The sequence below is a fragment of the Nostoc sp. genome (assembly GCF_035638895.1).
Classification (GTDB): Bacteria; Cyanobacteriota; Cyanobacteriia; order Cyanobacteriales; family Nostocaceae; genus Nostoc.
In genome coordinates this window covers 14,151-35,219 of the sequence record NZ_DASQZC010000426.1, presented here as the reverse complement: position 1 = coordinate 35,219, position 21,069 = coordinate 14,151, and the positions used below count along the sequence as shown (strand labels likewise).

At 41.5% G+C, this 21,069-nt stretch carries 28 protein-coding genes and 3 pseudogenes; 15 read left to right on the top strand and 16 right to left on the bottom strand.

Features of this window, described 5'->3' with window-relative positions; all coding sequences use genetic code 11:
- The 4 genes and pseudogenes from VE944_RS21630 to VE944_RS34180 all read right to left on the bottom strand — a co-directional run.
- Positions 1 to 316: pseudogene (locus VE944_RS21630) on the bottom strand (histidine kinase); the annotation flags it as partial.
- A 291-nt stretch (positions 317 to 607) separates the two neighbouring features.
- Positions 608 to 772 carry a hypothetical protein gene (locus tag VE944_RS21625; protein WP_324981642.1) on the bottom strand — a complete coding sequence of 55 codons (165 nt, stop codon included), beginning with the start codon at positions 770 to 772 and terminating at the stop codon, positions 608 to 610.
- Positions 773 to 1,150: 378 nt separating this feature from the next.
- The gene (locus VE944_RS21620) at positions 1,151 to 2,110 is read right to left on the bottom strand and encodes an orange carotenoid protein N-terminal domain-containing protein (RefSeq protein ID WP_324981639.1); all 960 of its coding nucleotides are present in this window, start codon (positions 2,108 to 2,110) and stop codon (positions 1,151 to 1,153) included.
- A 514-nt stretch (positions 2,111 to 2,624) separates the two neighbouring features.
- Positions 2,625 to 3,275 carry a TraX family protein gene (locus VE944_RS34180; RefSeq protein ID WP_414690149.1) on the bottom strand — a complete coding sequence of 217 codons (651 nt, stop codon included), beginning with the start codon at positions 3,273 to 3,275 and terminating at the stop codon, positions 2,625 to 2,627.
- Positions 3,276 to 3,644: 369 nt separating this feature from the next.
- Between VE944_RS34180 and VE944_RS21615 the strand changes: the two genes are divergently transcribed.
- From VE944_RS21615 to VE944_RS21580, 8 genes are all read left to right on the top strand, one after another.
- Positions 3,645 to 4,223 carry a hypothetical protein gene (locus VE944_RS21615; RefSeq protein ID WP_324981636.1) on the top strand — a complete coding sequence of 193 codons (579 nt, stop codon included), beginning with the start codon at positions 3,645 to 3,647 and terminating at the stop codon, positions 4,221 to 4,223.
- Positions 4,224 to 4,592: 369 nt separating this feature from the next.
- Entirely contained in the window at positions 4,593 to 4,724 is a 132-nt protein-coding gene (locus VE944_RS21610; RefSeq protein ID WP_324981633.1) for an ATP-binding protein, read from the top strand.
- Positions 4,725 to 4,926: 202 nt separating this feature from the next.
- Complete coding sequence (locus VE944_RS21605) at positions 4,927 to 6,291, top strand: SNIPE associated domain-containing protein (RefSeq protein ID WP_324981630.1); 1,365 nt, start codon at positions 4,927 to 4,929, stop codon at positions 6,289 to 6,291.
- Between the two features lie 85 nt (positions 6,292 to 6,376).
- A complete protein-coding gene (ppk2, locus tag VE944_RS21600; protein ID WP_324981627.1) occupies positions 6,377 to 7,330 on the top strand; it encodes a polyphosphate kinase 2 in 954 nt (317 codons plus the stop codon).
- Between the two features lie 22 nt (positions 7,331 to 7,352).
- Positions 7,353 to 7,952, top strand: coding sequence for a hypothetical protein (locus VE944_RS21595; protein ID WP_324981624.1), 600 nt, complete (start codon positions 7,353 to 7,355; stop codon positions 7,950 to 7,952).
- A gap of 130 nt (positions 7,953 to 8,082) precedes the next feature.
- Positions 8,083 to 8,232: a type II toxin-antitoxin system HigB family toxin gene (locus VE944_RS21590; protein ID WP_324981622.1), complete on the top strand. Its 150-nt coding sequence runs from the start codon at positions 8,083 to 8,085 to the stop codon at positions 8,230 to 8,232.
- A 15-nt stretch (positions 8,233 to 8,247) separates the two neighbouring features.
- Positions 8,248 to 8,391: a type II toxin-antitoxin system HigB family toxin gene (locus VE944_RS21585; protein ID WP_324981619.1), complete on the top strand. Its 144-nt coding sequence runs from the start codon at positions 8,248 to 8,250 to the stop codon at positions 8,389 to 8,391.
- Positions 8,391 to 8,624, top strand: coding sequence for a hypothetical protein (locus VE944_RS21580; protein ID WP_324981616.1), 234 nt, complete (start codon positions 8,391 to 8,393; stop codon positions 8,622 to 8,624). The genes VE944_RS21585 and VE944_RS21580 overlap by 1 nt, the downstream gene beginning before the upstream one ends.
- Positions 8,625 to 8,758: 134 nt before the next feature.
- On the opposite strand, the gene VE944_RS21575 is transcribed toward VE944_RS21580, so the two are convergent.
- From VE944_RS21575 to VE944_RS21565, 3 genes are read right to left on the bottom strand one after another with little or no spacing between them, the layout of a single operon-like run.
- Positions 8,759 to 8,917: a hypothetical protein gene (locus tag VE944_RS21575; protein ID WP_324981614.1), complete on the bottom strand. Its 159-nt coding sequence runs from the start codon at positions 8,915 to 8,917 to the stop codon at positions 8,759 to 8,761.
- A 24-nt stretch (positions 8,918 to 8,941) separates the two neighbouring features.
- Positions 8,942 to 9,274 carry a DUF5615 family PIN-like protein gene (locus tag VE944_RS21570; RefSeq protein ID WP_324981610.1) on the bottom strand — a complete coding sequence of 111 codons (333 nt, stop codon included), beginning with the start codon at positions 9,272 to 9,274 and terminating at the stop codon, positions 8,942 to 8,944.
- Positions 9,271 to 9,522 carry a DUF433 domain-containing protein gene (locus VE944_RS21565; RefSeq protein ID WP_324981607.1) on the bottom strand — a complete coding sequence of 84 codons (252 nt, stop codon included), beginning with the start codon at positions 9,520 to 9,522 and terminating at the stop codon, positions 9,271 to 9,273. The genes VE944_RS21570 and VE944_RS21565 overlap by 4 nt, the downstream gene beginning before the upstream one ends.
- Between VE944_RS21565 and VE944_RS21560 the strand changes: the two genes are divergently transcribed.
- Positions 9,511 to 9,714: a hypothetical protein gene (locus tag VE944_RS21560; protein ID WP_324981605.1), complete on the top strand. Its 204-nt coding sequence runs from the start codon at positions 9,511 to 9,513 to the stop codon at positions 9,712 to 9,714. The genes VE944_RS21565 and VE944_RS21560 overlap by 12 nt on opposite strands.
- Positions 9,715 to 10,498: 784 nt before the next feature.
- A complete protein-coding gene (locus VE944_RS21555; protein WP_324981603.1) occupies positions 10,499 to 11,050 on the top strand; it encodes a hypothetical protein in 552 nt (183 codons plus the stop codon).
- 160 nt (positions 11,051 to 11,210) lie between these two features.
- Here VE944_RS21555 and VE944_RS21550 read toward each other — a convergent pair.
- Positions 11,211 to 11,759 (bottom strand): annotated as a pseudogene (locus VE944_RS21550) (nitrogenase component 1); the annotation flags it as partial.
- A 323-nt stretch (positions 11,760 to 12,082) separates the two neighbouring features.
- On the opposite strand from VE944_RS21550, the gene VE944_RS21545 reads away from it, so the two are divergent.
- On the top strand, positions 12,083 to 12,310 hold the full coding sequence (locus VE944_RS21545; protein ID WP_324981600.1) for a hypothetical protein: 228 nt from the start codon (positions 12,083 to 12,085) through the stop codon (positions 12,308 to 12,310).
- A gap of 574 nt (positions 12,311 to 12,884) precedes the next feature.
- Here VE944_RS21545 and VE944_RS21540 read toward each other — a convergent pair.
- A complete protein-coding gene (locus tag VE944_RS21540) occupies positions 12,885 to 13,088 on the bottom strand; it encodes a hypothetical protein (RefSeq protein ID WP_324981597.1) in 204 nt (67 codons plus the stop codon).
- 202 nt (positions 13,089 to 13,290) lie between these two features.
- Here VE944_RS21540 and VE944_RS21535 point away from each other — a divergent pair, with 202 nt between their 5' ends.
- Complete coding sequence (locus tag VE944_RS21535) at positions 13,291 to 13,413, top strand: hypothetical protein (protein WP_324981594.1); 123 nt, start codon at positions 13,291 to 13,293, stop codon at positions 13,411 to 13,413.
- Between the two features lie 460 nt (positions 13,414 to 13,873).
- Here the strand turns inward: VE944_RS21535 and VE944_RS21530 are convergent, their stop codons facing one another.
- The 3 genes from VE944_RS21530 to VE944_RS21520 all read right to left on the bottom strand — a co-directional run bounded on the left by VE944_RS21530 (position 13,874) and on the right by VE944_RS21520 (position 15,496).
- Positions 13,874 to 14,650, bottom strand: coding sequence for a KilA-N domain-containing protein (locus VE944_RS21530; protein ID WP_324981591.1), 777 nt, complete (start codon positions 14,648 to 14,650; stop codon positions 13,874 to 13,876).
- A 75-nt stretch (positions 14,651 to 14,725) separates the two neighbouring features.
- Complete coding sequence (locus VE944_RS21525) at positions 14,726 to 15,112, bottom strand: KilA-N domain-containing protein (protein WP_324981588.1); 387 nt, start codon at positions 15,110 to 15,112, stop codon at positions 14,726 to 14,728.
- Positions 15,113 to 15,205: 93 nt separating this feature from the next.
- Positions 15,206 to 15,496 (bottom strand): hypothetical protein, encoded by a 291-nt coding sequence (locus VE944_RS21520; RefSeq protein ID WP_324981585.1) that lies wholly within the window; start codon positions 15,494 to 15,496, stop codon positions 15,206 to 15,208.
- A 76-nt stretch (positions 15,497 to 15,572) separates the two neighbouring features.
- Here VE944_RS21520 and VE944_RS21515 point away from each other — a divergent pair, with 76 nt between their 5' ends.
- The 3 genes from VE944_RS21515 to VE944_RS21505 all read left to right on the top strand — a co-directional run bounded on the left by VE944_RS21515 (position 15,573) and on the right by VE944_RS21505 (position 16,385).
- Positions 15,573 to 15,737, top strand: a complete 165-nt coding sequence (locus tag VE944_RS21515; RefSeq protein WP_324981582.1) for a hypothetical protein — start codon at positions 15,573 to 15,575, stop codon at positions 15,735 to 15,737.
- 127 nt (positions 15,738 to 15,864) lie between these two features.
- On the top strand, positions 15,865 to 16,113 hold the full coding sequence (locus tag VE944_RS21510; RefSeq protein WP_324981579.1) for a hypothetical protein: 249 nt from the start codon (positions 15,865 to 15,867) through the stop codon (positions 16,111 to 16,113).
- 77 nt (positions 16,114 to 16,190) lie between these two features.
- Complete coding sequence (locus tag VE944_RS21505; protein WP_324981576.1) at positions 16,191 to 16,385, top strand: hypothetical protein; 195 nt, start codon at positions 16,191 to 16,193, stop codon at positions 16,383 to 16,385.
- Positions 16,386 to 16,784: 399 nt separating this feature from the next.
- On the opposite strand, the gene VE944_RS21500 is transcribed toward VE944_RS21505, so the two are convergent.
- From VE944_RS21500 to VE944_RS21485, 4 genes and pseudogenes are all read right to left on the bottom strand, one after another.
- Entirely contained in the window at positions 16,785 to 18,191 is a 1,407-nt protein-coding gene (locus VE944_RS21500) for a site-specific integrase (protein ID WP_324981573.1), read from the bottom strand.
- A gap of 98 nt (positions 18,192 to 18,289) precedes the next feature.
- Positions 18,290 to 19,204 (bottom strand): annotated as a pseudogene (locus tag VE944_RS21495) (nitrogenase component 1); the annotation flags it as partial.
- Positions 19,205 to 19,360: 156 nt separating this feature from the next.
- Entirely contained in the window at positions 19,361 to 20,254 is an 894-nt protein-coding gene (gene nifH / locus VE944_RS21490) for a nitrogenase iron protein (protein WP_324981569.1), read from the bottom strand.
- A gap of 349 nt (positions 20,255 to 20,603) precedes the next feature.
- Positions 20,604 to 20,960, bottom strand: coding sequence for a globin domain-containing protein (locus VE944_RS21485; RefSeq protein ID WP_324981567.1), 357 nt, complete (start codon positions 20,958 to 20,960; stop codon positions 20,604 to 20,606).
- Between the last annotated feature and the right edge of the window lie 109 nt (positions 20,961 to 21,069).

The following is a 21,069-nucleotide window of genomic DNA, read 5'->3' as shown; positions in this document are numbered from 1 at the left end:
CCTGCATCTGATCCCAGAAATACTTGCCAAGGGTTTTGCGATCGCGCACATCTAATATTCCCCTGCGGATAGCATCTGCGTTAATCTGATTAAGGGTTTGTGGAATGGAGAGACGAGACTTCAAATGTTCATCTACTACGTCGCTGGTACGATCCATCAACTGCTCTGCCAAGTCGTTAACTGCTCTTTGTCCATTTTTAAAGGACAAATAACCCACTAAACTTACTGCTGCAAAAATCTGGATAAGGAAGGGAATAACAAGAACAATCTGTAATGGAAACGCTTTACCTTCTTTGCTAGGATAGTGAGTTTTCATTGGAAACTAGAAGTTGAGTTTAATCTGATCTACTTCTATAGTTCCCAAGATGCCCACATACTTACCTTTTTTTAAATTTTTTTGTCAAGCTGTAGGGTGCGTTGGGCTGCACCGCTACTAACGGATAAATATGCAGTACGGTCAATATTCTTTACCTTAATAAATTACGTATAGTTCAGCCTGAGAGAGTTCCGGCAAATCTGCAATAGCTTTTGATACATAGGGATAATTACAGCAGATTACGCAAATTACTTAAATGAGAAAGCAAACTGGAGTTTGAGAAAGTAAGAGCTACTTTTGCTTGCGGAAAACACCGAAATGAGGAAGTAAAATGCGATTTTGCTTACTAAATTCGACTTTATCCATATTTCTGGGCTGTAATGACCAGTTATGATTATCGTAATGGCAGTGCGATCGCAAAGCATGACGCTTACAGCAAAATTCAGGAGTCATCATTCATAATTCAGAAGTAAAACAGGCTTTATGTCAGACTTTGAAGCTTAGTTTATGTACTCTAGCAAATTGAAATCTCCTGTAAATGCAGCTGGGTATCAGGTTAGCTACTAGAAAGAAGGAAGCTAATAAATAAAGCTCGGTTCACCTAGAACCGAGCATTGATTGAGATTTTATTTGATGATTATCATGACACTTAGAAGATGTTTTAAAAGCCCCGAAAGTTATAATTTCGCAGTTCTGCCTGGGTTAAGTACAACGCGAAATTAATGTTTTAGCTATGTACTAATATGCAATCATTTGCTAACTATAAGAGCAAAAAATCTTTTAAAACATCATCTTAAACAAGCGCAATTGCTTTTCTATTAAAGCAAAGAAATTTTACTTGCGAGTTAGGTTAAGCAGTTCTTTTGGAGAAGCAAGTAAGTCAATAGCTACGAAGTAAATTTGACCTTGAGGATCGAGTAAAAATCGCCAAGCAATGTTCATCCCAACATTACCTCCAAACCAAGGAGTTTCCACTGTACCAGTAACTTTATGCTGCGTGTAACCATCTTCTATAGTTTCCGAAACACCTTTGGTTGGTTTCATCACTAACCCTTGTCCTTCATCTCTTAGGTAGGCAGTGATTGCTTCTTGGCCAACAATTGGTTTTTGGAAAGGTGGTTGCAGCGCACCATTATTAGCAAATAAAGCTACAGCAGCTTCAAAGTTATCTGCATTCATAGCTTCAATGTATTTCAGCACTGTTGGCTCTGTAACTCCCTCAATAGTAAATTGGGGACTTAAGGATGCACGCGGGAACTTAAAGTTGATGACTTCTGCCTGTTTGTTATCAGCCAGAGACGGATCAAACCCCATATTTACTACAGTATTGCGTAGTACAGTAATTTGCTGACTCTGATCGATTTGTTGAACAGCTTCTAGCACTGCTTTAACTTGGGTTGACATTTGATAGCCAACTGGCATAGGAGCGACGATACCCTGTTTCATCCACTCTCCTAACTGCCACCAGAATCCAAGCTTGGCATTGACGCCAAAGTATGCATAAGAACGGCTGATAGGAGTATCTGCATTACTTGCTAAATCTCTCATTAACTGCGTTTGTTGTTCATGAGACATCTGCTTAATATCGTTGAATATACCTTCCATTAATTGGAGATTTGCTTTTCCGGGAGCAGCTGGAGTAATTGTACGACCTAGTTCAGCGTAGGCATACCAGAGAAATGCCAGTTGATCGTCAATGTTGAGTTTAGCAAACATTGCTGTAGTGGCTGGAACAGCATCTGCCACTTGAGTGCTAGAAAAAATATTCCGTGCAGATTCGATAGTATAACTCATGCTTATTACCTTAAAGATTTACCTAAGTTGCTTTCGGCTACATTTTGCAGATTTAGGGATAAATCTAGGGCATTTTTCCTAGATGACACAATTATCCCTAGATATTTAAATCCGAATTATTATTCAGTACTCTGGCATCATAGCTCGTAAACATTAACAAAAGACTAAGATTTATAAGATTTATCTGATGAATATCATTGAATGAAATGTATATCTACTATTTATTTTCAACTTATGGTCTACTAAAAGTAGTTTAAAAAAATAGATATCTTGCTAAAGAAGGATATCTACCTATATAGCATCTATCTTTGGATATAAATATATTTAAGTTTTGAAATTTTTTGGCAAGAAAAATAGAATTTTGTAATTGATGAAATTAGTTTTTTTAATTCCTGTATGGGTTGCAGCAGATTTATGTTTAGCCGTAGGTTGGGCTAAATAAAAAAATTGAGAATATTAATAAATTGAGTGTAGGCTTAACCCCTCGTAAATATCGCTTATCAAATCGTAAATCCTACCTGGACTGTATGAAATAATTGATTACACCTAAAATTATTAAATGAGCCGGGTAGAACACATAAAACCATCTAGCCCGTGAACCTTGCCTACTATTGAATTGAAGGACAATGAATCCTGCAAAAATTGCCCAAATTTGAAATATATAATTTATAGATAGAATTACTAAAATCAAGTGCAAGATGCACCAGTACAGCAACCATACTCTGAGACTGAGTTTGTCTATTAAAGACATCAATAAAATTACTGCAATCCCATATCCGCCATACTCAAAGCCCAAGACCTCAGAAACTGCTGCACACAATCCAATAATTATTAATTGCTGCCATAATTGCGTGCAAAGCTTTACTAAGCGCAACATCACAAGTCCCAGAAAAAGCGTGAAGAGAATATTAAATGAGAACTTTTGGAAAACAACAGTATAGATTGGCTGAGATATAATTGCTGTAATTAATAGCCTGCCTCCATAGCGGTACACATTTTGGGTATGTTTTTCGCCTTTAGCCAGAAGCCATGCAAAGAGGGGAAAGCTCAATCGCCCAATAAAGTGCAATATTAAAAAGTCTGGCATTAGCAAATAGCACACATGATCCATAACCATGAACACTGCGGCTAAGATTTTTATGCTGAAAGCTGAAAATTTAATCATAAGGTTGAGTTTTACCGTTAAAATTGCCAAATAGGTTCTTAGCGATCGCTTGCTGGTTCAAAAAAATATTCTGGGTGAAATCCTCCGCTTTTTGGGGGTTGCCCAAACCTTCAACGCCAGTCCTAAGCTGAAGGAGAACCTTAGCTTGCTGGGTTGACTGTGGCTCCCTAACTTACCCATAGATTCATAAAGCCGATGAATAAAAATCAAGATTTCTAATTTTTATTTGGTAAGAGTAATAAAAGAGCGCTACTAAATACTAGCAATTTGATAACATTAACAAAGGTGATGATTGTTTACGACCCAAATTAGGCGGTGTCTACGACGGGCTAACGCCTACGCCCTCTTCAGCAGATTGGCAAAAACACTATGGCAAAGCGTAAAAAAAGCAATCTCCAGTGGATTAAAGAAACCCTTGAACTAAAGCCTGACCATCGTTGGGAATCTCCATCAGGCTATAAAATATTTGTTGCGAATCGCGGGGCTGTTCGCTTCAATGTTCCCCAGGATTGGGTTTTTGAGCCACAAGAAAAATCCTTCAAGTTCCTCGATAAAAAACCCCCCAACGATGATTGCTGTCTAGAAGTATCTTTTAATCCTCTGCCACCCAATGATTGGAGCAAGTTTCCGCTAAAATCTACCTTGAAGAAAGTTCTGGAGAACGACAGCCGCAACATCATTGCTAAGGGAGAAATTATTACCGTCAAGCGCCAAACTGCCAAAATTGTCTGGACAGAGATGAAGTTCATTGACACTCAGGAAGAACCACGGGAAGCTTTTTCGCGGACTTGCATTGCTTTGGGGTCGAATATTCAGTGCTTGATTACATTCGATTATTGGGTAGATCAAGCAGAACAATTAATACCCGTTTGGGATGAAGCGATTCGTAGTCTCACACTAGGGTTATATATTCGTGACCCGATGACTGGTTTAGCTTTCCCAGACTGAAGCCCAAGAATGATTGTTCAAGCTTCCTTGGGCATTGCATATTTGGGGGATGAATTGAGATTTTTGAACAAAGCTAAAGGTAAATTCTTTTTGGGATTGCAGCCTCCGTATAAAAGACAGTACACAGATTACGGCGTTGCTTGAAGGGTTAGCTATATATACAGTGGTGCATTGTCGTTCGCACAACGCACTCTACTAGCTACGATTCTGTCCAATCCATTGTGAACCAGTTATCACCAACCTTTTTATTAATTAGAAAAGACATCGCCAAAGGAAATTGACATCAAAAAAGCATTTAAGGTAGGCGGCGTAGACTACATTACCAAACCCTTCCAAGTTGAGGAAAGAACAGGATTAGGATTAGCGTAGATGCAAAGCGGCTTGTCGTCAGACATCGCTCATCAGATTGTAGTCGAAAAACATGGTGGAGCGATCGCTGTTAATTCAACTTTAGGTGAGGGGACTGAGTTTGTGATTACACTTCCAGCAAAATGGGGATGAGGAGATAAGAGGACTTGAGTGAGAACTTGCAACGAGTTTTTCCCTTTGCCCTTTTCTTCATGCCTAATCCCTTTATGCTAAATTTGGAGCGGATTGCAGAGAAGATTGATCGAATTCAGGTTAATGGCAGTTTGGATAGTATTTTGACAATATATACTTGCATAAATCTATAAAAAACTAAATGACATATCTATTATTTTTCGTGTCCATCGGATTAGCCACTGCACTAACTTTGGTGGCTAAACGCCTACAACAAGGCAAAAACGATTATGCAGTAGCTCAACAGAGATTAAAGGAAATAGATAAGCGATTACAAGAAGTAGATCGGAAATATGGAGGACTCATATCCAGAGAAGATACTGCCAGAGAACTAGATACGCAAATCACCGTCCTGACAGATCGAATTAAACAACTTGATAAACAGGCAGACACAGAAGAGCGAGAACTATCTGTCAAAATCTCAGGGCTTAAGGCGCAACTTCAAGGACTTGAAGAGCAAGAAATTTTTGAAGCCTTCGGGTTTTACGAATCTAAATATGATTTTCACGAGGCTGAAGAGTACAAGCAACGCTTGGACAAGATTCGTGCCCAGCAGAAACAAATGATTAAGGATAAGCAAGCTGCTGTCTGTCATACGCAATGGTCAGTCGGCGGTAGCGTGAAAGAAGGCAAAAAAATGACCGATAACTTTCTCAAATTGGTTCTTCGCGCTTTCAATGGCGAATGTGATGCCTCTGTAGCAAAAGTCAAGTACAGCAACGTCGAAACAATGGAGAATCGTATTAGAAAAACCTATGAAGACTTGAATAAGCTGTCTCAAACTACACACTGTGAGGTTGCACCACGGTACTTAGATATCAAATTAGAAGAACTTTGGTTAACCCACGAATATCAAGAGAAAAAATATCGGGAACAGGAAGAACAGCGTACTATTCGTGAACAAATGCGTGAAGAGGAAAAAGCATTACGTGATCTTGAGAAAGCTAAACAGGAGGCTGAACGTGAGGAGCGTTGTTATAAAGAGGCACTGGAAAAAGCTCGTACAGATATAGAATCAGCGACCGGAAAGGTTCAGCAGAAACTCTTTAGCCAAATCGAAGAGTTACAAAAGCGGCTTGCAGAGGCAGAAGCAAATAAGGAAAGGGCTATCTCTCAAGCTCAACTGACTAAATCTGGACACATCTACATCATTTCAAACATTGGTTCCTTTGGTGAAGATGTTTATAAGATCGGTATGACACGAAGGCTTGAACCAATGGAGCGAGTTAAAGAGCTAAGTGATGCTTCTGTTCCTTTCCCTTTTGATATTCACGCTATGATCTTTTGTGAAAATGCTCCAGAGCTTGAATCTCGCTTACATAGATATTTTCACGCTAGAAGAATGAACAAAGAGAATAAGAGAAAAGAGTTTTTCCGAGTTTCGCTAGAAGAAATAGTCAAAGTTGTACGAGAAACAGACGCAGAACTTAAAATCTGTAGATCGGAGATAACTTTTACAAAAGTTGCTGAGGCTGTTGATTACCGAAAGACTCTAGCTCAAGAACGTGAGCGTCAACAGAATGGATAAAAATTTTACATCTTTGGTGTGGTAATAGCTGCAAGGTGTATATTTACACTCAGCCTGGATTAAAATATATACTTTATAGATAATTATGCCGATTCAATGGCATGGAGTTACTGCAATGTCAATTGATGAAGTTGAAACCCAGCAAAATAATGATCTAGCTCAACCCGCTACAGGCTTAATAGAAAGCCTAGTAAAGCCAAAAGACAAGAAAAAATCTAAAAAATCAAAACGGATTTTTGATGGTAGCAGTGAAACTTTTGCCAAAAAAATTTCCAAAACGACTTTTGAAACTCAACTAAAGCAACTCCAGATTGAGCTAGTCAAAATGCAATACTGGATTAAGCACACTGGCTATCGGGTTGTCGTCATATTTGAAGGGCGCGATGCTGCCGGCAAAGGAGGAGTAATTAAACGCATTGCCGATCCACTCAATCCTCGTGGCTGTCGTGTGGTTGCTCTAGGAACCCCCTCCGATCGTGAGAAAACTCAGTGGTATTTTCAGCGTTACGTGCAACATCTTCCGACAGCAGGCGAAATAGTTCTCTTCGATCGCAGTTGGTACAACCGAGCCGGAGTTGAACGGGTGATGGGTTTTTGCACCGAAGCAGAATATCAAGAATTCATGCAATCTTGCCCGGAGTTTGAACGAATGCTGGTGCGATCGGGCATTGTTTTAATCAAGTACTGGTTCTCCGTCAGCGATGAAGAACAAGAAAAACGCTTTCTTTCTCGCAGTCACGATCCAGCAAGGCGCTGGAAACTCAGCCCTATGGATTTGGAATCACGCGATCGCTGGGTAGAATTCTCCAAAGCAAAAGATACCATGTTTGCTTACACGAATATTCCAGAAGCTCCCTGGTTTACCATTGAAGCAGATGATAAAAGACGGGCGCGGCTCAACTGCATTCATCATTTGTTGAGCAAAGTTCCTTACGAAGATATGACGCCTCCTTCCTTAGAGCTTCCGTCTAGACCTGTGGCTGAGGATTATGTTCGCGCTCCCCGCAATGAGCAGTTCTTTGTGCCTCAAGTGTATTAAGCAATATTCCTGAGTCAAAACTATGGCGTACAGCGACTTTACTCTAGAAAAAGTTTCGGCTGTTTTGGGAATCACTACCCAAGAAGCCGATCTATTTCCGAAGCTTGTACCTCTTTCTATTCCTTCGTGGTTAAATGAAACTTTAGGAAAGCGAACCCAATTAGCTCTGATTAGTGAAAAGGCTCGGAGCGAATTTATTATTGTACCGATTTTACTAGCTTGTCGCGATCTCAGCCAAGATAGCTTGGCTATTTTCTCTGGACAAAGACTTGACGTTGATCCTGCACAGGGCTTGATAGGGGAATGTGATTTTATTTTAGCAATAGCTCCACCTTTACCACCGTTGCGTAGCCCAATTCTTACTGTTGTGGAAGCGAAAAAAAATGATGTTGAAGCTGGGTTAGGACAATGCATCGCGCAAATGGTGGCGGCGGATTTATTCAATCGTTCATCTGGACAAACAGAAATACCCGTGTATGGATGCGTGACAACAGGAGAAGTTTGGCAGTTTCTTCAACTTTCGCAAAAAGTGGCTTTGCTTGATAAGCAAAGATATTACTTGGATAATGTAGGAGCGATTTTGGCAATTGTACAGACAATTGTTCAGAAATTCAGTAGTTAATTTGTGTAATACTTTGTTCTCGCAAGGGGATGAATCTACTTTGGAGTTGGGGCGATAATTAAAATATAAGATTAACGATCGCAGGTGAGTTATATGAATGACAGAGTTATTAAGACATTAGGGTTTTGAGATGCACGTCATTACTCGTAAACGGCTGAATGAATTTGCTAAACTTCATCCAGATACAAATAACGCCTTGGCTCAGTGGTATGGATTGGTCAAGGCAAATGAGTTTGCCTCATTTGTGGAACTCCGTGAAATGTTTCCATCAGCAGATTAAGTCGGTAAATTGACAGTGTTTAATATTGGTGGTAACAAAGTTCGACTTATTGCCGCAATTCACTACAACCGCCAAAAAGTCTACATTCGGGCTGTGTTAACGCATTCAGAATATAATGTTCGCGTAGCGTCTCGAAGAGAAGGAAAGTGGAAGGAATAATGCAAAGTTTCAACCTTGATCAAACCATCACTGCTTGGTCATCCATTGCCGAAAACGTCTTTGTTCCTCATACAGAAGAGGAATATGAACGCTTGGTTGAGATCCTTGATTGTCTCATCGATCAAGTTGGTGAAGACGAGACGCATCCACTCGCGTCTCTAATGGAAGTTATCGGTGTTTTAATTGAAAACTACGAAACTGAATACATTTCTGAATTAGAGGCGATCGCTTAACTTCACCCAGGATGAATATGTAGTGGTGTGTTGTTGATTTGGGGCGATCGCCTATCTCATAAATTAGTTTTATTAACGCGCAATCATCGAGATTTCAGCAAAGTAACCGGATTGTTAATTGAGGATTGGATGGTTTAATGCGATCGCATCCCCTCATCACGCGATCGCCGCCGGAAAAGGCGGGTACGCGATCGCAAGCTGGTTGTCGAAGAATGCGTAGGCGTTCGCGTAGCGTCTCGTAGAGAAGCCCGTCGTAGACATCGCACCAACGGTCTACTTCTTATGAATCTCACACACAATCCCTCGAAAAAAAAGCCTTAGTACAATTCTAGACAATGCAGACTTGGATTATTGAGTAGCTCCTGAATTACCTCCACCCCAGAACGAAGTAGAGATTCAACTTGTTTTGTTGGTACATTTCCGCAGCGTAGCCATACAACTTTAGGTGGAGAACCATACAAACGACTTCTTTCGGCAAAGTCTACATCTTGAGTTACGATGCAAAAGTCATTAGTTTTAGCAAATTCCCATATTTCAGTATCAGTCTTCACTTCCAGCCCATGAAACTGAACGTGACTGGAATCAAGGAAAACGTCTGCTAATTGAGTTACCAGCTTGCGACTCAAATTTTGATCAAAAAGCAGCTTCAAACACCACCTACCGTTTGCGTAGCGTTTTGTAGAGAAGCAACTAAACGATGTTCACGATCAGCAGCAAACTCTAGACTTGCCCTAATATCTTCTTCTGTTAATTCAGGGAAGTCGTCTAATATCTCCCCATGAGACATACCATCTGCCAACCAGCCTAGAACATCGTACACGGTAATTCGCATCCGTCGAATGCAAGGCTTACCCCCTCGCTTGTCCGGCTCAATTGTAATAATATCGTGATAGCTCATAGTGATTATAAACTGCATGGCATCTTTCTAAGTCTAGAACAGCTTCACATCACGGTGCAACGAAGCGATCGCACCAACAGTCTAATTTTTATGCATCTCACAGATAATCTCTGTCATGCGATCGCACCATCTCATAAATTAGTTTTATTAACACGCAATCATCGGGATTTGGGCAAAGTCCCGGATTGTTAATTAAGGATTGGACGCTTTACTGCGGCGGTTCTTTTAGTATTGAGATAAATTCTATACAGAATATTTAGCATTGCTGTGCGCTTGGTGCTAAGTTTATAACTAAATATACCGTGACTTTAAGCAAGAGTAAGTTCAGTGACTTTCCGTATAAGTTCCGATGCTATAAAAAAAATGCAAAGTTATACAAGAGGTGTTGAATAAACAAAATAACTGATAATCATGAGCGAACATCTGAAAAAAATCCTTGCTATCTGTGTTAAGTAGCTAAACAAAATTAATTACACAAAATTAAGGTATGAAAACCTTATCCAGACTGGAAACTCATGTGTAAATAATTCTGTGCGATTACTTATTTTTCTATTTGTTTTCTGTGTCTTTATAACGCCGTCATACGCAGCTAACCGCACAGGTAGCCATAGGTCTGGGGCAACAAACAGCCACGGAAAGGGAAGCCATTATGAAGGAGGACATTTTATGGAACAAGTCTCTGGCAATCTGATCAAAACAAGAGATATTTGTATTAATGTCAAAAAGTCTCATGACTGTATCAATTAGTTAAGTTATTTAACTTGTTGCGGCGATAACTATTTTTTCTGTCGCCGCTAAAAAAACTTGCATTATATGATTTTGAAGTGCGTTCACTCTTAACCTTGTTTTTATAAATTATCTGGCTTTATTACAGAAATTAATTGATTAAGATTCTTTCGATAAATTATGAGCAGCTATCGTAATGACTTTTATTCAGCAGATATTCTACCCGCAACTTGAAACCAACATTTAGTTTATGAGTAATAAAAGTTGGTTTCCTGCTTGGCTACCTTATTCAAAGTCGTGGATGATGGCTATTAAGTTAGCAATACCAGCCTACTTCGGTGCAACCGTAGTTTTGGCGTTTGAATTCTGGCGCTATTCATTTGTAGGCGGTCTTATAGCCGTCACAGGTAACGCAAGTAACAATGGTCTAATTTTTTTCTTTGCCGTTGCTACTATTGCATTGCTGTTAGCTCTCATCTGGTTTTTGATTTTGACAAGAGTATATGCGCTTTTCCTCAAGCTTCTGTGGTCAAATCCACCGCAATGGCTTATTCTGCCAAAATTTAGATCCTTAGTTATTCGGGATTTTGGAATACTTGTGTTATCGATTTTGCCAATTGTTGCGATTTTTGCAATCTATATTTTGTTTGTTAGCAGCTTTAAGCAAACTTTTGCTGATTTAAGAACACCAAGATTAACTTATGATCTTTTCCTGCTCAGATTCTGGTGGCTTTGGTTTATTTCTGCTGCTTGCCTTTACCAAAGGTGTACAAGGAAAAGTTCTATGTATGATAAATTGTAGGGCTATTTTTAATCTAAAGAATTATCATGTAAAATAGTCTTTCATTTTACAGTTTTTCTTTGAGCAAAATGCCAGCAAATCCTAAAAACCAGACAGAATAAGAGTTATATTGTTTAAAGCATAAAAACATATTATTCTTAGATAACGCTGCAACTTACATTTAGGCTAGAAATAGGCTCTTTTTTATCCCACCGCTAAAAAACCTTGCATTACCTGAATTGTAAGAGCGATCGCTAGGTTCGGAGTAATCCCAAGAGTGCATTTGACGGAAAGGAAGACCCATCTTTTGGAAGACGTACTTCTCTTTCACACCAGAAGCTACTAGGTCAGGCTTCAGGGCTTTGATAAATTCCTCGAATTCGTAAGCGGTAACGTCGTCATAAACGATGGTGCCGTTTTCGATGTAGCCGGCGGTACGTTTGTAGTCATCGTTATGAGCGAACTCATAACCTGTACCAATCATCTTCATGCCCAAGTCTAGGAAAGCTGGGACAACGTGGCGAGGACGTAGACCACCAACCATGATGGCGACAGTCTTACCTTCCAAGCGGGGGCGATACTTACCGACTACCGCATCCATTGTTGGCTGATATTTGGCGATAACTTTCTCAGCGTTTGCTTGGATTGTTTCGTCAAACTTGGAAGCGATTTCCCGTAAAGATTCAGCAATCTTGGTAGGGCCGAAGAAGTTGTATTCCAACCAGGGTATACGAGAGATTAAACCCTGAAACCTTTATATAGCAATGGTTTTGTAAGTCTGCGCTTCGCATGGCTTGTTTTTGTCTTAAAGCCTGTGATTTAAACATCCAAAACCCCACTGCAATGGTAATTTGATTTGCAAATTGTGGCTTACTGGAGTAAAGAGGCGTGAAGTTTTAGCTGTATACGCAACAGAATTAGTAATTGAGCCTGAAAGCTTAGATATAGTATCTCAAAACAAGAGATGCAATATGTTGAGTTGCTCTCTTTGGGGTTAATCTCGAAGAGAGGAACTTCATTGCTGACGGGTAATATAAACTCAAACACGGGTGTATGAGTATGGACGTACTAGGAAGGCAGATAAGCCAAAATGGAGTGCTGCATCTAATGGATAACGAGAAACCTGGTCAGACAACTTGGTTTACTTTATGCGGTCGCAAGATTCGTGCGACTCACGCTCTACCGTTGCAAAAATTTGATGCTGGCGAGAACTGCTGTACAGTGTGCGTTCGGATGCAACGCAGTAACTCGCTGCTGCACTCAAGGGTTAGGGCGGCATGAGTGCGCGGTTGATAGCCAGAAGTAGAAAAAATTCTTCTAACACCTTAGGTACTAGAAAAACATTTTTTACAGACCTGCTCAACTGAGAGCCAAGTCCGCGGCTAGACTGCCTTTAAAATCCTTAGAATTCTCTGGCAAAACCTATTAGGTTTTTACCGCCATTCTTCACCAGTGTTTTCGGACAGTAAAGCATCGGCCGACAAGTATACTTGCCGGCGTGTACTCCGTTGAGTAGTGAAATTTTAAAACTGCAATTTTTGCAAATATTAAACCAGTGACAAATATACTTGCCGAAAAAGGAATAACTTGTTTTAGCGTGGTTTATTTCTCGGACACCTTAAGGTTTCCGTTGTTTTTAGCGTGGTTTATTTCGCACAAACATTAATCTGTGGGTTGTTTTTGAATAGGTTTAAATTGTCGTTTGCAAGTCACCGAAAAGTCGTTACGTTCCCGGTTGAGCCTTAACCCTTGACTGAGTGTTCACTCACGACATTTGCACGATAATTGCGTGACCGCTCACTCTCCCGATTGGCCCTTAACTCCCAACTGAGTTGTCGTTAAATACAAGTGCATGTCACGATTCGGTATAGTATACCGAAACATTGTTTGCATTTGTAGAACCCAATAACAGAAAGCAGTTTGTGTCGATGAAGTTAGTTTCTTCACGCTTTACTCGCGCTAAGGAAACCTCAACGGTTCCGGTTTTAGTTACGCGAGAATTACCTTGATGCCCAACGTTTTTGTACACAATCGGCGGCGGCTGCTCTTGGTGCTGCACGTTGCGGCAACTTCCAACTTCAACTTACAACTTTATTAGCTAGTTGTGGAAGTCGGAAGTCAAAACCGGAAGTTACATCTACTCAATTGCGATCGCTCTTAGCGGCCACGTACACCGTCGCGTTGTCGTTGAGTGAAACTCAGTTGGGCGTTAAGGCTCGACCGGGAGAGTTAGTGATCGCTCAATTGTCATCGAATTGTCGTTGAGTGAAACTCAGTTGGGCGTTAAGGCCCAATCGGGAGAGTTAGCGATCGCGTCGCGCATCTGTCACCGCCCCTTCACTTCACCATCGACTGAAGATGCAACAGTAGTCATAATTAGCTGAGTCAACTGTGTTTGCACAAAATTATTTTCAGAAAGTTGGAAAAGTAAGTGGATCACCTGGATCACTAACAGAAAATTGTATCTCTGTACACCCATTAATCTTTAGCTTACTCGTGTTCACAACAGGTTAAGGTACTGCTTTAAACTCAAATAGGTCTAAGTGATCCAGATGATCAGAATTTGACTGACTAATCTTTAGTTTGTCAACTTGAGCCGAATTTGGATCACTGCCAGGAAAATTGTAATTATATACACTCGTTAATCTTGATTTATTCGTGTTAGCAACAGGTAAACGTGTCGCTTTAGACTGATACTGATCCAGATGATCCAGGATGATCCACTTACTTTTTCAACTTTCTGAAAAAAAAAACGTGTAACGTCATTCACTTCTCAAGGGGAGTAGAGATCGCCAAAAAATACCCCTCTGTTCGTGACCAGTGGGGTATCCTAAAAACCAAGCCTCAGCTTAATTTTGGTGGTGTCGGACACTCTTTTGTTGGTACAAAGTTTCTTCTGTTGAAAAAATACCAATACTTTTCGCCGAATCTCTGCTGATTCGCAGCATCCATTAAAGGATAGGTATTGACTACAGCTAGAGCCGTAACGATTTGTTTTGCATCCTCACGTTCGACCTTGACATCAAGTTCTACAGCAAGCTTGAATTTGAGAGACTGTAACTCTAAAGGACTCCCATTTAATTGAATCTCTCCAGTAAGAGTGTTGTAGTATAAGTTATCCCCCCAAGCGTCTTTGATTATGTAATAGTTACTGGCTTCCTTACACTTAAGAAACTCGTAACGCTCCTGAACTGCCTTGCTAATGATGTCCAGCCCCTCGGTCGTTTCCTGCCTGGAGGCAATGTCAGCAGCAAGCGTTGGGTCAGCAGTGACGTACTTGATAAAAATCTCGGCTACATAGTTGGCAAAGACTGGATCAAGGTAGCTGGCTAGGTGAACTGCCATGATTGGGTGAACCCAAGTCACCCAAGTTTTACCTACGCGCTCAACAGTCCAGGGTTCAGGATTTGACTGTGTAGATTTTAATGTGTCAACTTCAGGATTTGACTGTTCAATTCTTAATCTTTCAGAAAACTCCGTTAATCTAGCTTTAGTTTCTGGCAGTTGCTTCCAGTTATTAAGTCGATGCCCAAAATGCTTGCACCATTTGGTAGCGTTGATATAATCGTCATCTCGCCGTGCATCTTGCACCAATTTGTCAAAACGCTCTATTTGTGACATACAATTCTCCGTATTTTTAAAATGTTAAGCAATCCCAGTCTAGGCAGGGGTTGCTTTTTAGTCCTCATAGCGCTTCTAGATTGCCTTGCTAATGATGTCCAGCCCCTCAGTCGTTTCCTGCCTTGAGGCAATATCAGCAGCAAGCGTTGGGTCAGCCACGGCGTACCTGATAAAAATCTCAGCTGCATAGTTGGCAAAGCCTGGATCAAGGTAGCTGGCTAAGTGAACTGCCATGATTGGGTGAACCCAAGTTACCCAAGTTTTACCTACGCGCTGAATAATCCAAGGTTCAGTATTTAACTCTGCAATTTTCAAGTGCTTTAATCTAGTTTTTGTTTCTGGCAACTGCTTCCAGTTATCAAGTCGATACCCAAAATGCTTGCACAATTCGGTAGCATTGATGTAGCCGTCATTTTGCCGTGCGTCTTGCAGCATTTTGTCAAAATGTTCTATTTGTGACATACAATTCTCCTCATTTTTAAAATGTTAAGCAACCCCTGCTTAGGCAGGGGTTAGTTTTTAGTTCAAATGATCACTACTACCAAGGGATCTTAATTACATCGGCTCTAGCTCCCGGTCATCAACCCATTCCCGCTCGTTATCGTCTACCTCAAACCAAGGGTGGTCTTCTGGCAAGGAAACCATGTACTGCCAGTCCATGCCAGTCCAGGAAAGTCCAAGTACTGTTACCGGGTACAAAATCTCACCCTGCCTCACTCTTGTCTTGTGCAGCACGGTTTGACCAATGTAATATTCGGGCTTGCTGAATTCTTTACTCACTCGCAAACGCCAAAACTTTGACGCTTGACGAAAAATGCCCAAAGTGGGCGCGTCTGACGCTATCATTCTTATTGCCTCCTTAGTGGCGTGAACAACTTTTAAGGGGGAAGTCGTGCCGGTGGGGGAGAGGTAAGAGACTCTCTTGCCGGGGCGCATTCAAGCGCTGACTTCATTTGTTGTATCTGAAATCATTGAAGCAGATTTCGCAACAGATTGCGATCGCACAACTTTAAAGCCAGATGATCATTTAACCATCCCATGTGGGCAGGGAGCGAGACGACGCTACGATTTACTCGCTGCAACCTGAGTTAATAAATGTATTCATCTGTCTACACTTAGAATACAATACTTGAATACAGACTGTCAATAAAGTTGTAGACAAGGACTCTGAAACCATCTACTATTGTAGACAGACGTATTCAGTCACATAAGATATGGTCAGCAAACAATTTTCGTTTCGCTTGTCTGATGAAGTTGTGGAATGGCTAGAAGGATTGCAGTTAGAGGGCGAAAGTCTAAACCAGACGGCTCAAAGGATACTTACAAAATCTGCCGATTTGTCTACAGATTCACTGTCTACAACTGTAGATATAAAGTCATTGGTTAATCAAGAGATAGAAGCAAGTCTAACTGAAGTGCGATCGCAACTGGAGGAACTGCGGGGAAAATTGAAAGCCCGGTAGTAGAGAAGGAGGCTAGCACTACCGGGCAATTAAGCAATGAAGATTCAACTGTAGCCAATAGTGAAGTTGTCAACCAGTTGCAGAACGAGGTTAAAAAACTGGAAAAGGACAACCAGCAACTCAAAGAACATCTGGCTTCAGTAGGTAAACCCTTGCAGCCAGACTATGAGGCAACCCGCGATCGCGCTCTTGCCAAGCTGAAAATGGGCAAGCAATCAACGTCAGGAAAGGCGATTGAGGCTTTTATCAAGGAACTAAAGCACGGTTTATAGTCAACTTATGCACGGTTTCAACTCGGTTTCAACCCGTCTACAGTTCGCCTACACCGCAACAACAGAAGGTGACAAGTACGGTTACAGTGCCACGATCGACGGTGATAAAGGCGGTTACACTGCCACGATCAACGGTGACAAGTGCGGTTACAGTGCGGGTTGAGTGCGTCTACACTCTCTACAGGTGTAGACGCAACTGTAGTCGGTTAAAACTCGCTCTGGATGCCGTTTTTAGCAACTGTAGACATTTTTTTTGGCTGGCTATTTTTTAACAAAAATTCCCAAAAAATAGCCTTTTTATCTAATATATTGCTCAAAAATATAGCAGTACTAATTTAACAGTTTAAAACGAAACAGATAGAGATGCACCTCTGTTAATAAACCGTATTCTGCTGTCAGTTAACTAGACAGCACCTCACTGATTTGATGCCGCGCCAGAGCTTGCCTGAGATATTCCACCTCAGCCCTTAGCCGTGCGTTCTCCTGTATCAACGTATCCATGTCATCTTTTTTATCCACTGCCTGCTTAATTACCTTCCTCCGGTTCTCCAAGCTGAACCACTTCTGATAAATCTCAGTGTGAATCTCTACAGAATGCCCCAAATTATCAGCAGCCGCTTTAATTGGAATGCCCATCATGTGCGCTCTAATCGCCCAAGCATGGCGTAAGTCATAGGGCGTAAACGGAATATTTACGCGCCTAAACCACGATGAACAATTAACCCGAATAGTGTTGATATCTGTAAAGCTAGTTCTGTCATCAGTTTGAGCTTTCAAAAGTTTCAAATACTCTACGTTTTTTAAATCAAACAAGTAAACCCATTCAGGATGTAACGGTAAAGCTTCTCTATAACCAGTCTTAGTATCTGGGTGAACCTTCCATGTATTATCTTTATTTTCAGGACTCAGCCACCAATCAATTTCAGGATTTACAAACAGTTCTCTTGGGCGTAGTCCATAAGTAGCAAGCATTCCATAGACCCATTCCCACATCTTCCAACTGTCTAAACAACTCTTTTTGATTGTTAGGCTTCTAGTCAAAGAATAATGATGAAAAGATTCCTGATATTTGATGATATCCTGATCACTGGGAATGTCCCTAGCCTGACTTTTGGGTTGTGTAGCTTTAAAATGTTCGAGGGTGAAACTAGTTAAGTTAAGAGTTGATTTTAAAACTTTCAACGATTTAACGGCGCTGTATTTGGCAGAATCTCCCGTCAATTCTGCAAACTTTTTATCAATCTCCGCTTGAGTCAATAAAGTATCTAGCCCAATCAATCGCCGCAAATACTCCTTGTAATAGAAAAAGGTGTGTTTACTTTTTTCTGTTAACTTGCGTGTTTTGAAATACTCAGTTTCAAACTCTTCTAAAACATCACCAAGGGTTTGGGATCTGTTGGCGACCTTAGCGATTTTACCCAGATATTTATCAGTCCATTCAAACTGTTTACGGGCAAGCTGCTTGCCTAGCTCGTTTGCCTCTTCCTCTGCTGTTCTCAACCCGTCCAAACTTGCAGGGATATTTAGCGAAATCTTGTACTGCTTAAAACCATTTCCTTTAGTGTCGCGCTCGCCGGGTTTGATTGGTAGAGACGCTTGCAATTGAATTGTCTCCCGCGCCACGACCAAACCCACTTTGACCTTAGCGGCTTTTAAACGGGCCCTAGTGTCTGTCAAACCTTTATCAAACTTGCGTTCCAGATGCTGCCGAGTAGCTTTCATGTGTTTCTGCGTTCCTAAATAGCTGCCATCGGTAGATGCTGGCGGAGTGAAATCCTCAAAAACGTCCTGTGCCTTGCTTTTCATTGTGTCTTAAATGTGTCTTAAAATTTAGTCCATTTAGAACAATGTTTAAATTGAGCAAAGTTAGACCTGGACTAAATGTTGGTATCACATAAGATTAAATCATACTTCGTACAGGGTATACCATAAGCTTCTTCCATGTGACGGCTGATGTAGTTCATCGACCGATAACAGTGGATGAGGTTCATCTTCACATTGGGGGTCATCAACATTTCGTTGATGGTGCCATCACCAGACCACTGAGCGACTACGCGCAAGCCGATTTCTTCTAACAGGATGCGGCTAGCCCAAGCATCTCCACCGATGTTGTAGTCACCGATAACGGCTACGTCATAAGGGGTACTTTCAAACTTGAGTGTACCGTCTTTCTTGGCTTGGTCTGCTCTGGTGAAAACCCAGTCACGAATCATGTCGTTAGCAATGTGGTGTCCCAAAGATTGGGAAACACCCCGGAAGCCTTCGCAACGCACAGGTACAACTGGCTTGCCAATTTCTTTCGATGTCTTCCGAGCAACAGCTTCGATGTCATCCCCAATTAGACCGATGGGACATTCAGATTGAATGGAAACACCACGGTTGAGGGGGAAAAGTACATCCAGTTCTTGGATGAGCTTGGTAAGTTTCTTGTCACCACCAAAAACGATATCTCTTTCTTGGAAGTCAGAGGTGAAGTTCATGGTACCAAAGGAGTCAATACCTGTGGTGCCGATGTAGTAGTTACGACGACCAGCCCAAGAATAATAACCGCAACCAACAGGCCCGTGGCTGATGTGGATCATGTCCTTAATAGGACCCCAAACCACACCTTTAGAACCGGCGTAAGCACAACCACGAGCGGTCATTACCCCAGGAAGGGATTTAACGTTAGACTTAACGCCGCAGTCAGACTTACCTTCTTCGTATACATTTAAGTGCTTTTCCCGTTTTTTCTTAGCTTTGTCGGGGTAAGCTTCTAGAACTTCTTTAATTAGTTCTTTTCTTTCTTCGATGATGTTTTGATTTTCTGGAGGTGTCATATTTAGCCTCTGTGACTCGTAAGGATCGGGGCATAGGGGGACTAGGAGTCCCCTCTAAGATTAGGGGGGAGATGTAAGCGAGAGGATGAAAGGTCAAAGGGAAGATTGATATCTTTCCTTTTTCCTTGTGCTAAAGCGTTATTTTTTAGCAGCGATTTATACTACAGGAACTTCAGTAGCACTCTTACCAATTAGCATTGCAGTGTTTTCGTCGCTTTCGAGAATACCGAATTCAATCAACAATTCTTCTAGTTCTTCCATTTCGATGGGTGTAGGAATAGATAGATTCTTGTTGTCAATGATCTTTGTAGCCAATGTCCGGTATTCGTTAGCTTGGTTGCTTTCTGGTGCATACTCGTTAACAGTCATCCGGCGCAATTCTGCGTGTTGAACGATGTTGTCACGGGGTACGTAGTGAATCATTTGGGTGTTCAACCGTTTTGCCAAGGTTTCGATCAAGTCGATTTCCCGGTCTGTGTTACGGCTGTTACAAATCAAACCACCCAAACGCACGCCACCAGTGTGAGCATACTTAAGAACACCACGAGCGATGTTGTTAGCAGCATACATCGCCATCATTTCACCTGATGTCACGATGTAGATTTCTTGTGCCTTGCCTTCACGGATAGGCATTGCGAAACCACCGCACACAACGTCACCTAACACGTCGTAAGATACGAAGTCTAGGTTTTGGTAAGCACCATTTTCTTCTAAGAAGTTGATGGCGGTGATAATACCACGACCGGCGCAACCTACACCGGGTTCTGGCCCACCAGATTCTACGCAACGAACGTCACGGAAACCGGTTAACATTACTTCTTCGAGTTCGATATCTTCTACTGCACCACGTTCTGCGGCGAGGTGAAGAACGGTTGTTTGAGCTTTGCTGTGCAGCATCAAACGAGTGGAGTCAGCTTTGGGATCGCAACCGACGATGAGGATGCGTTGACCCATTTCTGCCATAGCTGCTAAGGTGTTTTGGGAGGTGGTAGATTTACCGATACCGCCTTTACCGTAGAAAGCTATCTGTCTAATCTTTTCTTCAGTCATGATTCGTGTTTCCCTGCAATTGGTTGGTTGGTGGGTATGCGCGTTTGTCAGTTGCGTTCACGCCAGTTGAGCGACAGTAGTGAGCGCGTGTAGAGCATCGTTGGTACAGTTGGCATAAATGCCTGCTGGGGGCGATCGCTCCACAGCCCAAATTATTGGCAATAAGTACATCGTTCTTCCTCGTTAAATTTTTTTTCTTTTGGTTGTTTGTCCTTTGTCCTTTGTCATTTGTTTTGACAAAGAACAAAGAAAATTACGCAATTTACAAATACGTCATAATGTGTTTCAGCTTGCAAGATTCAATAGGACTTGATGTTGTTATTTGTCAACAATCAATGCATAAGTCCTATTACTTGTTCAAAATAGCGCCCTTCATATTTGTGACGCGATCTAGTGCAGCTTTGGTGTTTTCTGCTGACACGCCACGCACAGCCATTGCTTCACCGAGATGCTTGGCGATCGCATCGAAGTGTGGTTGCTGTAGATTCATTCCAGCGTGGGTTTTGTCCATTGGACGACCGCCGTATTGCTTTGGCCCTTCAAATATTTGAGATAAGAAAGCAACTAGATGATTGCGTTGCTTTACCATATCTGTACCAGCAAAAATGGGATTGAGGAGGCTGTCTGCGGCAATGCGTTTGTGGAGTTCATCTACTACTTGTTCAATAGCTGGTTGTCCACCAATGTTGTCGTACAATGTGCTCATATCCTGTTCCTTTGAAGCGAGTTGGATGATGAAATTTGCAAGTAGGCGCTTAATTTTTTGCCTATATGCTGTTAGCCGTGATAGCTAATTTAGCTATCGGTTCTCGGTA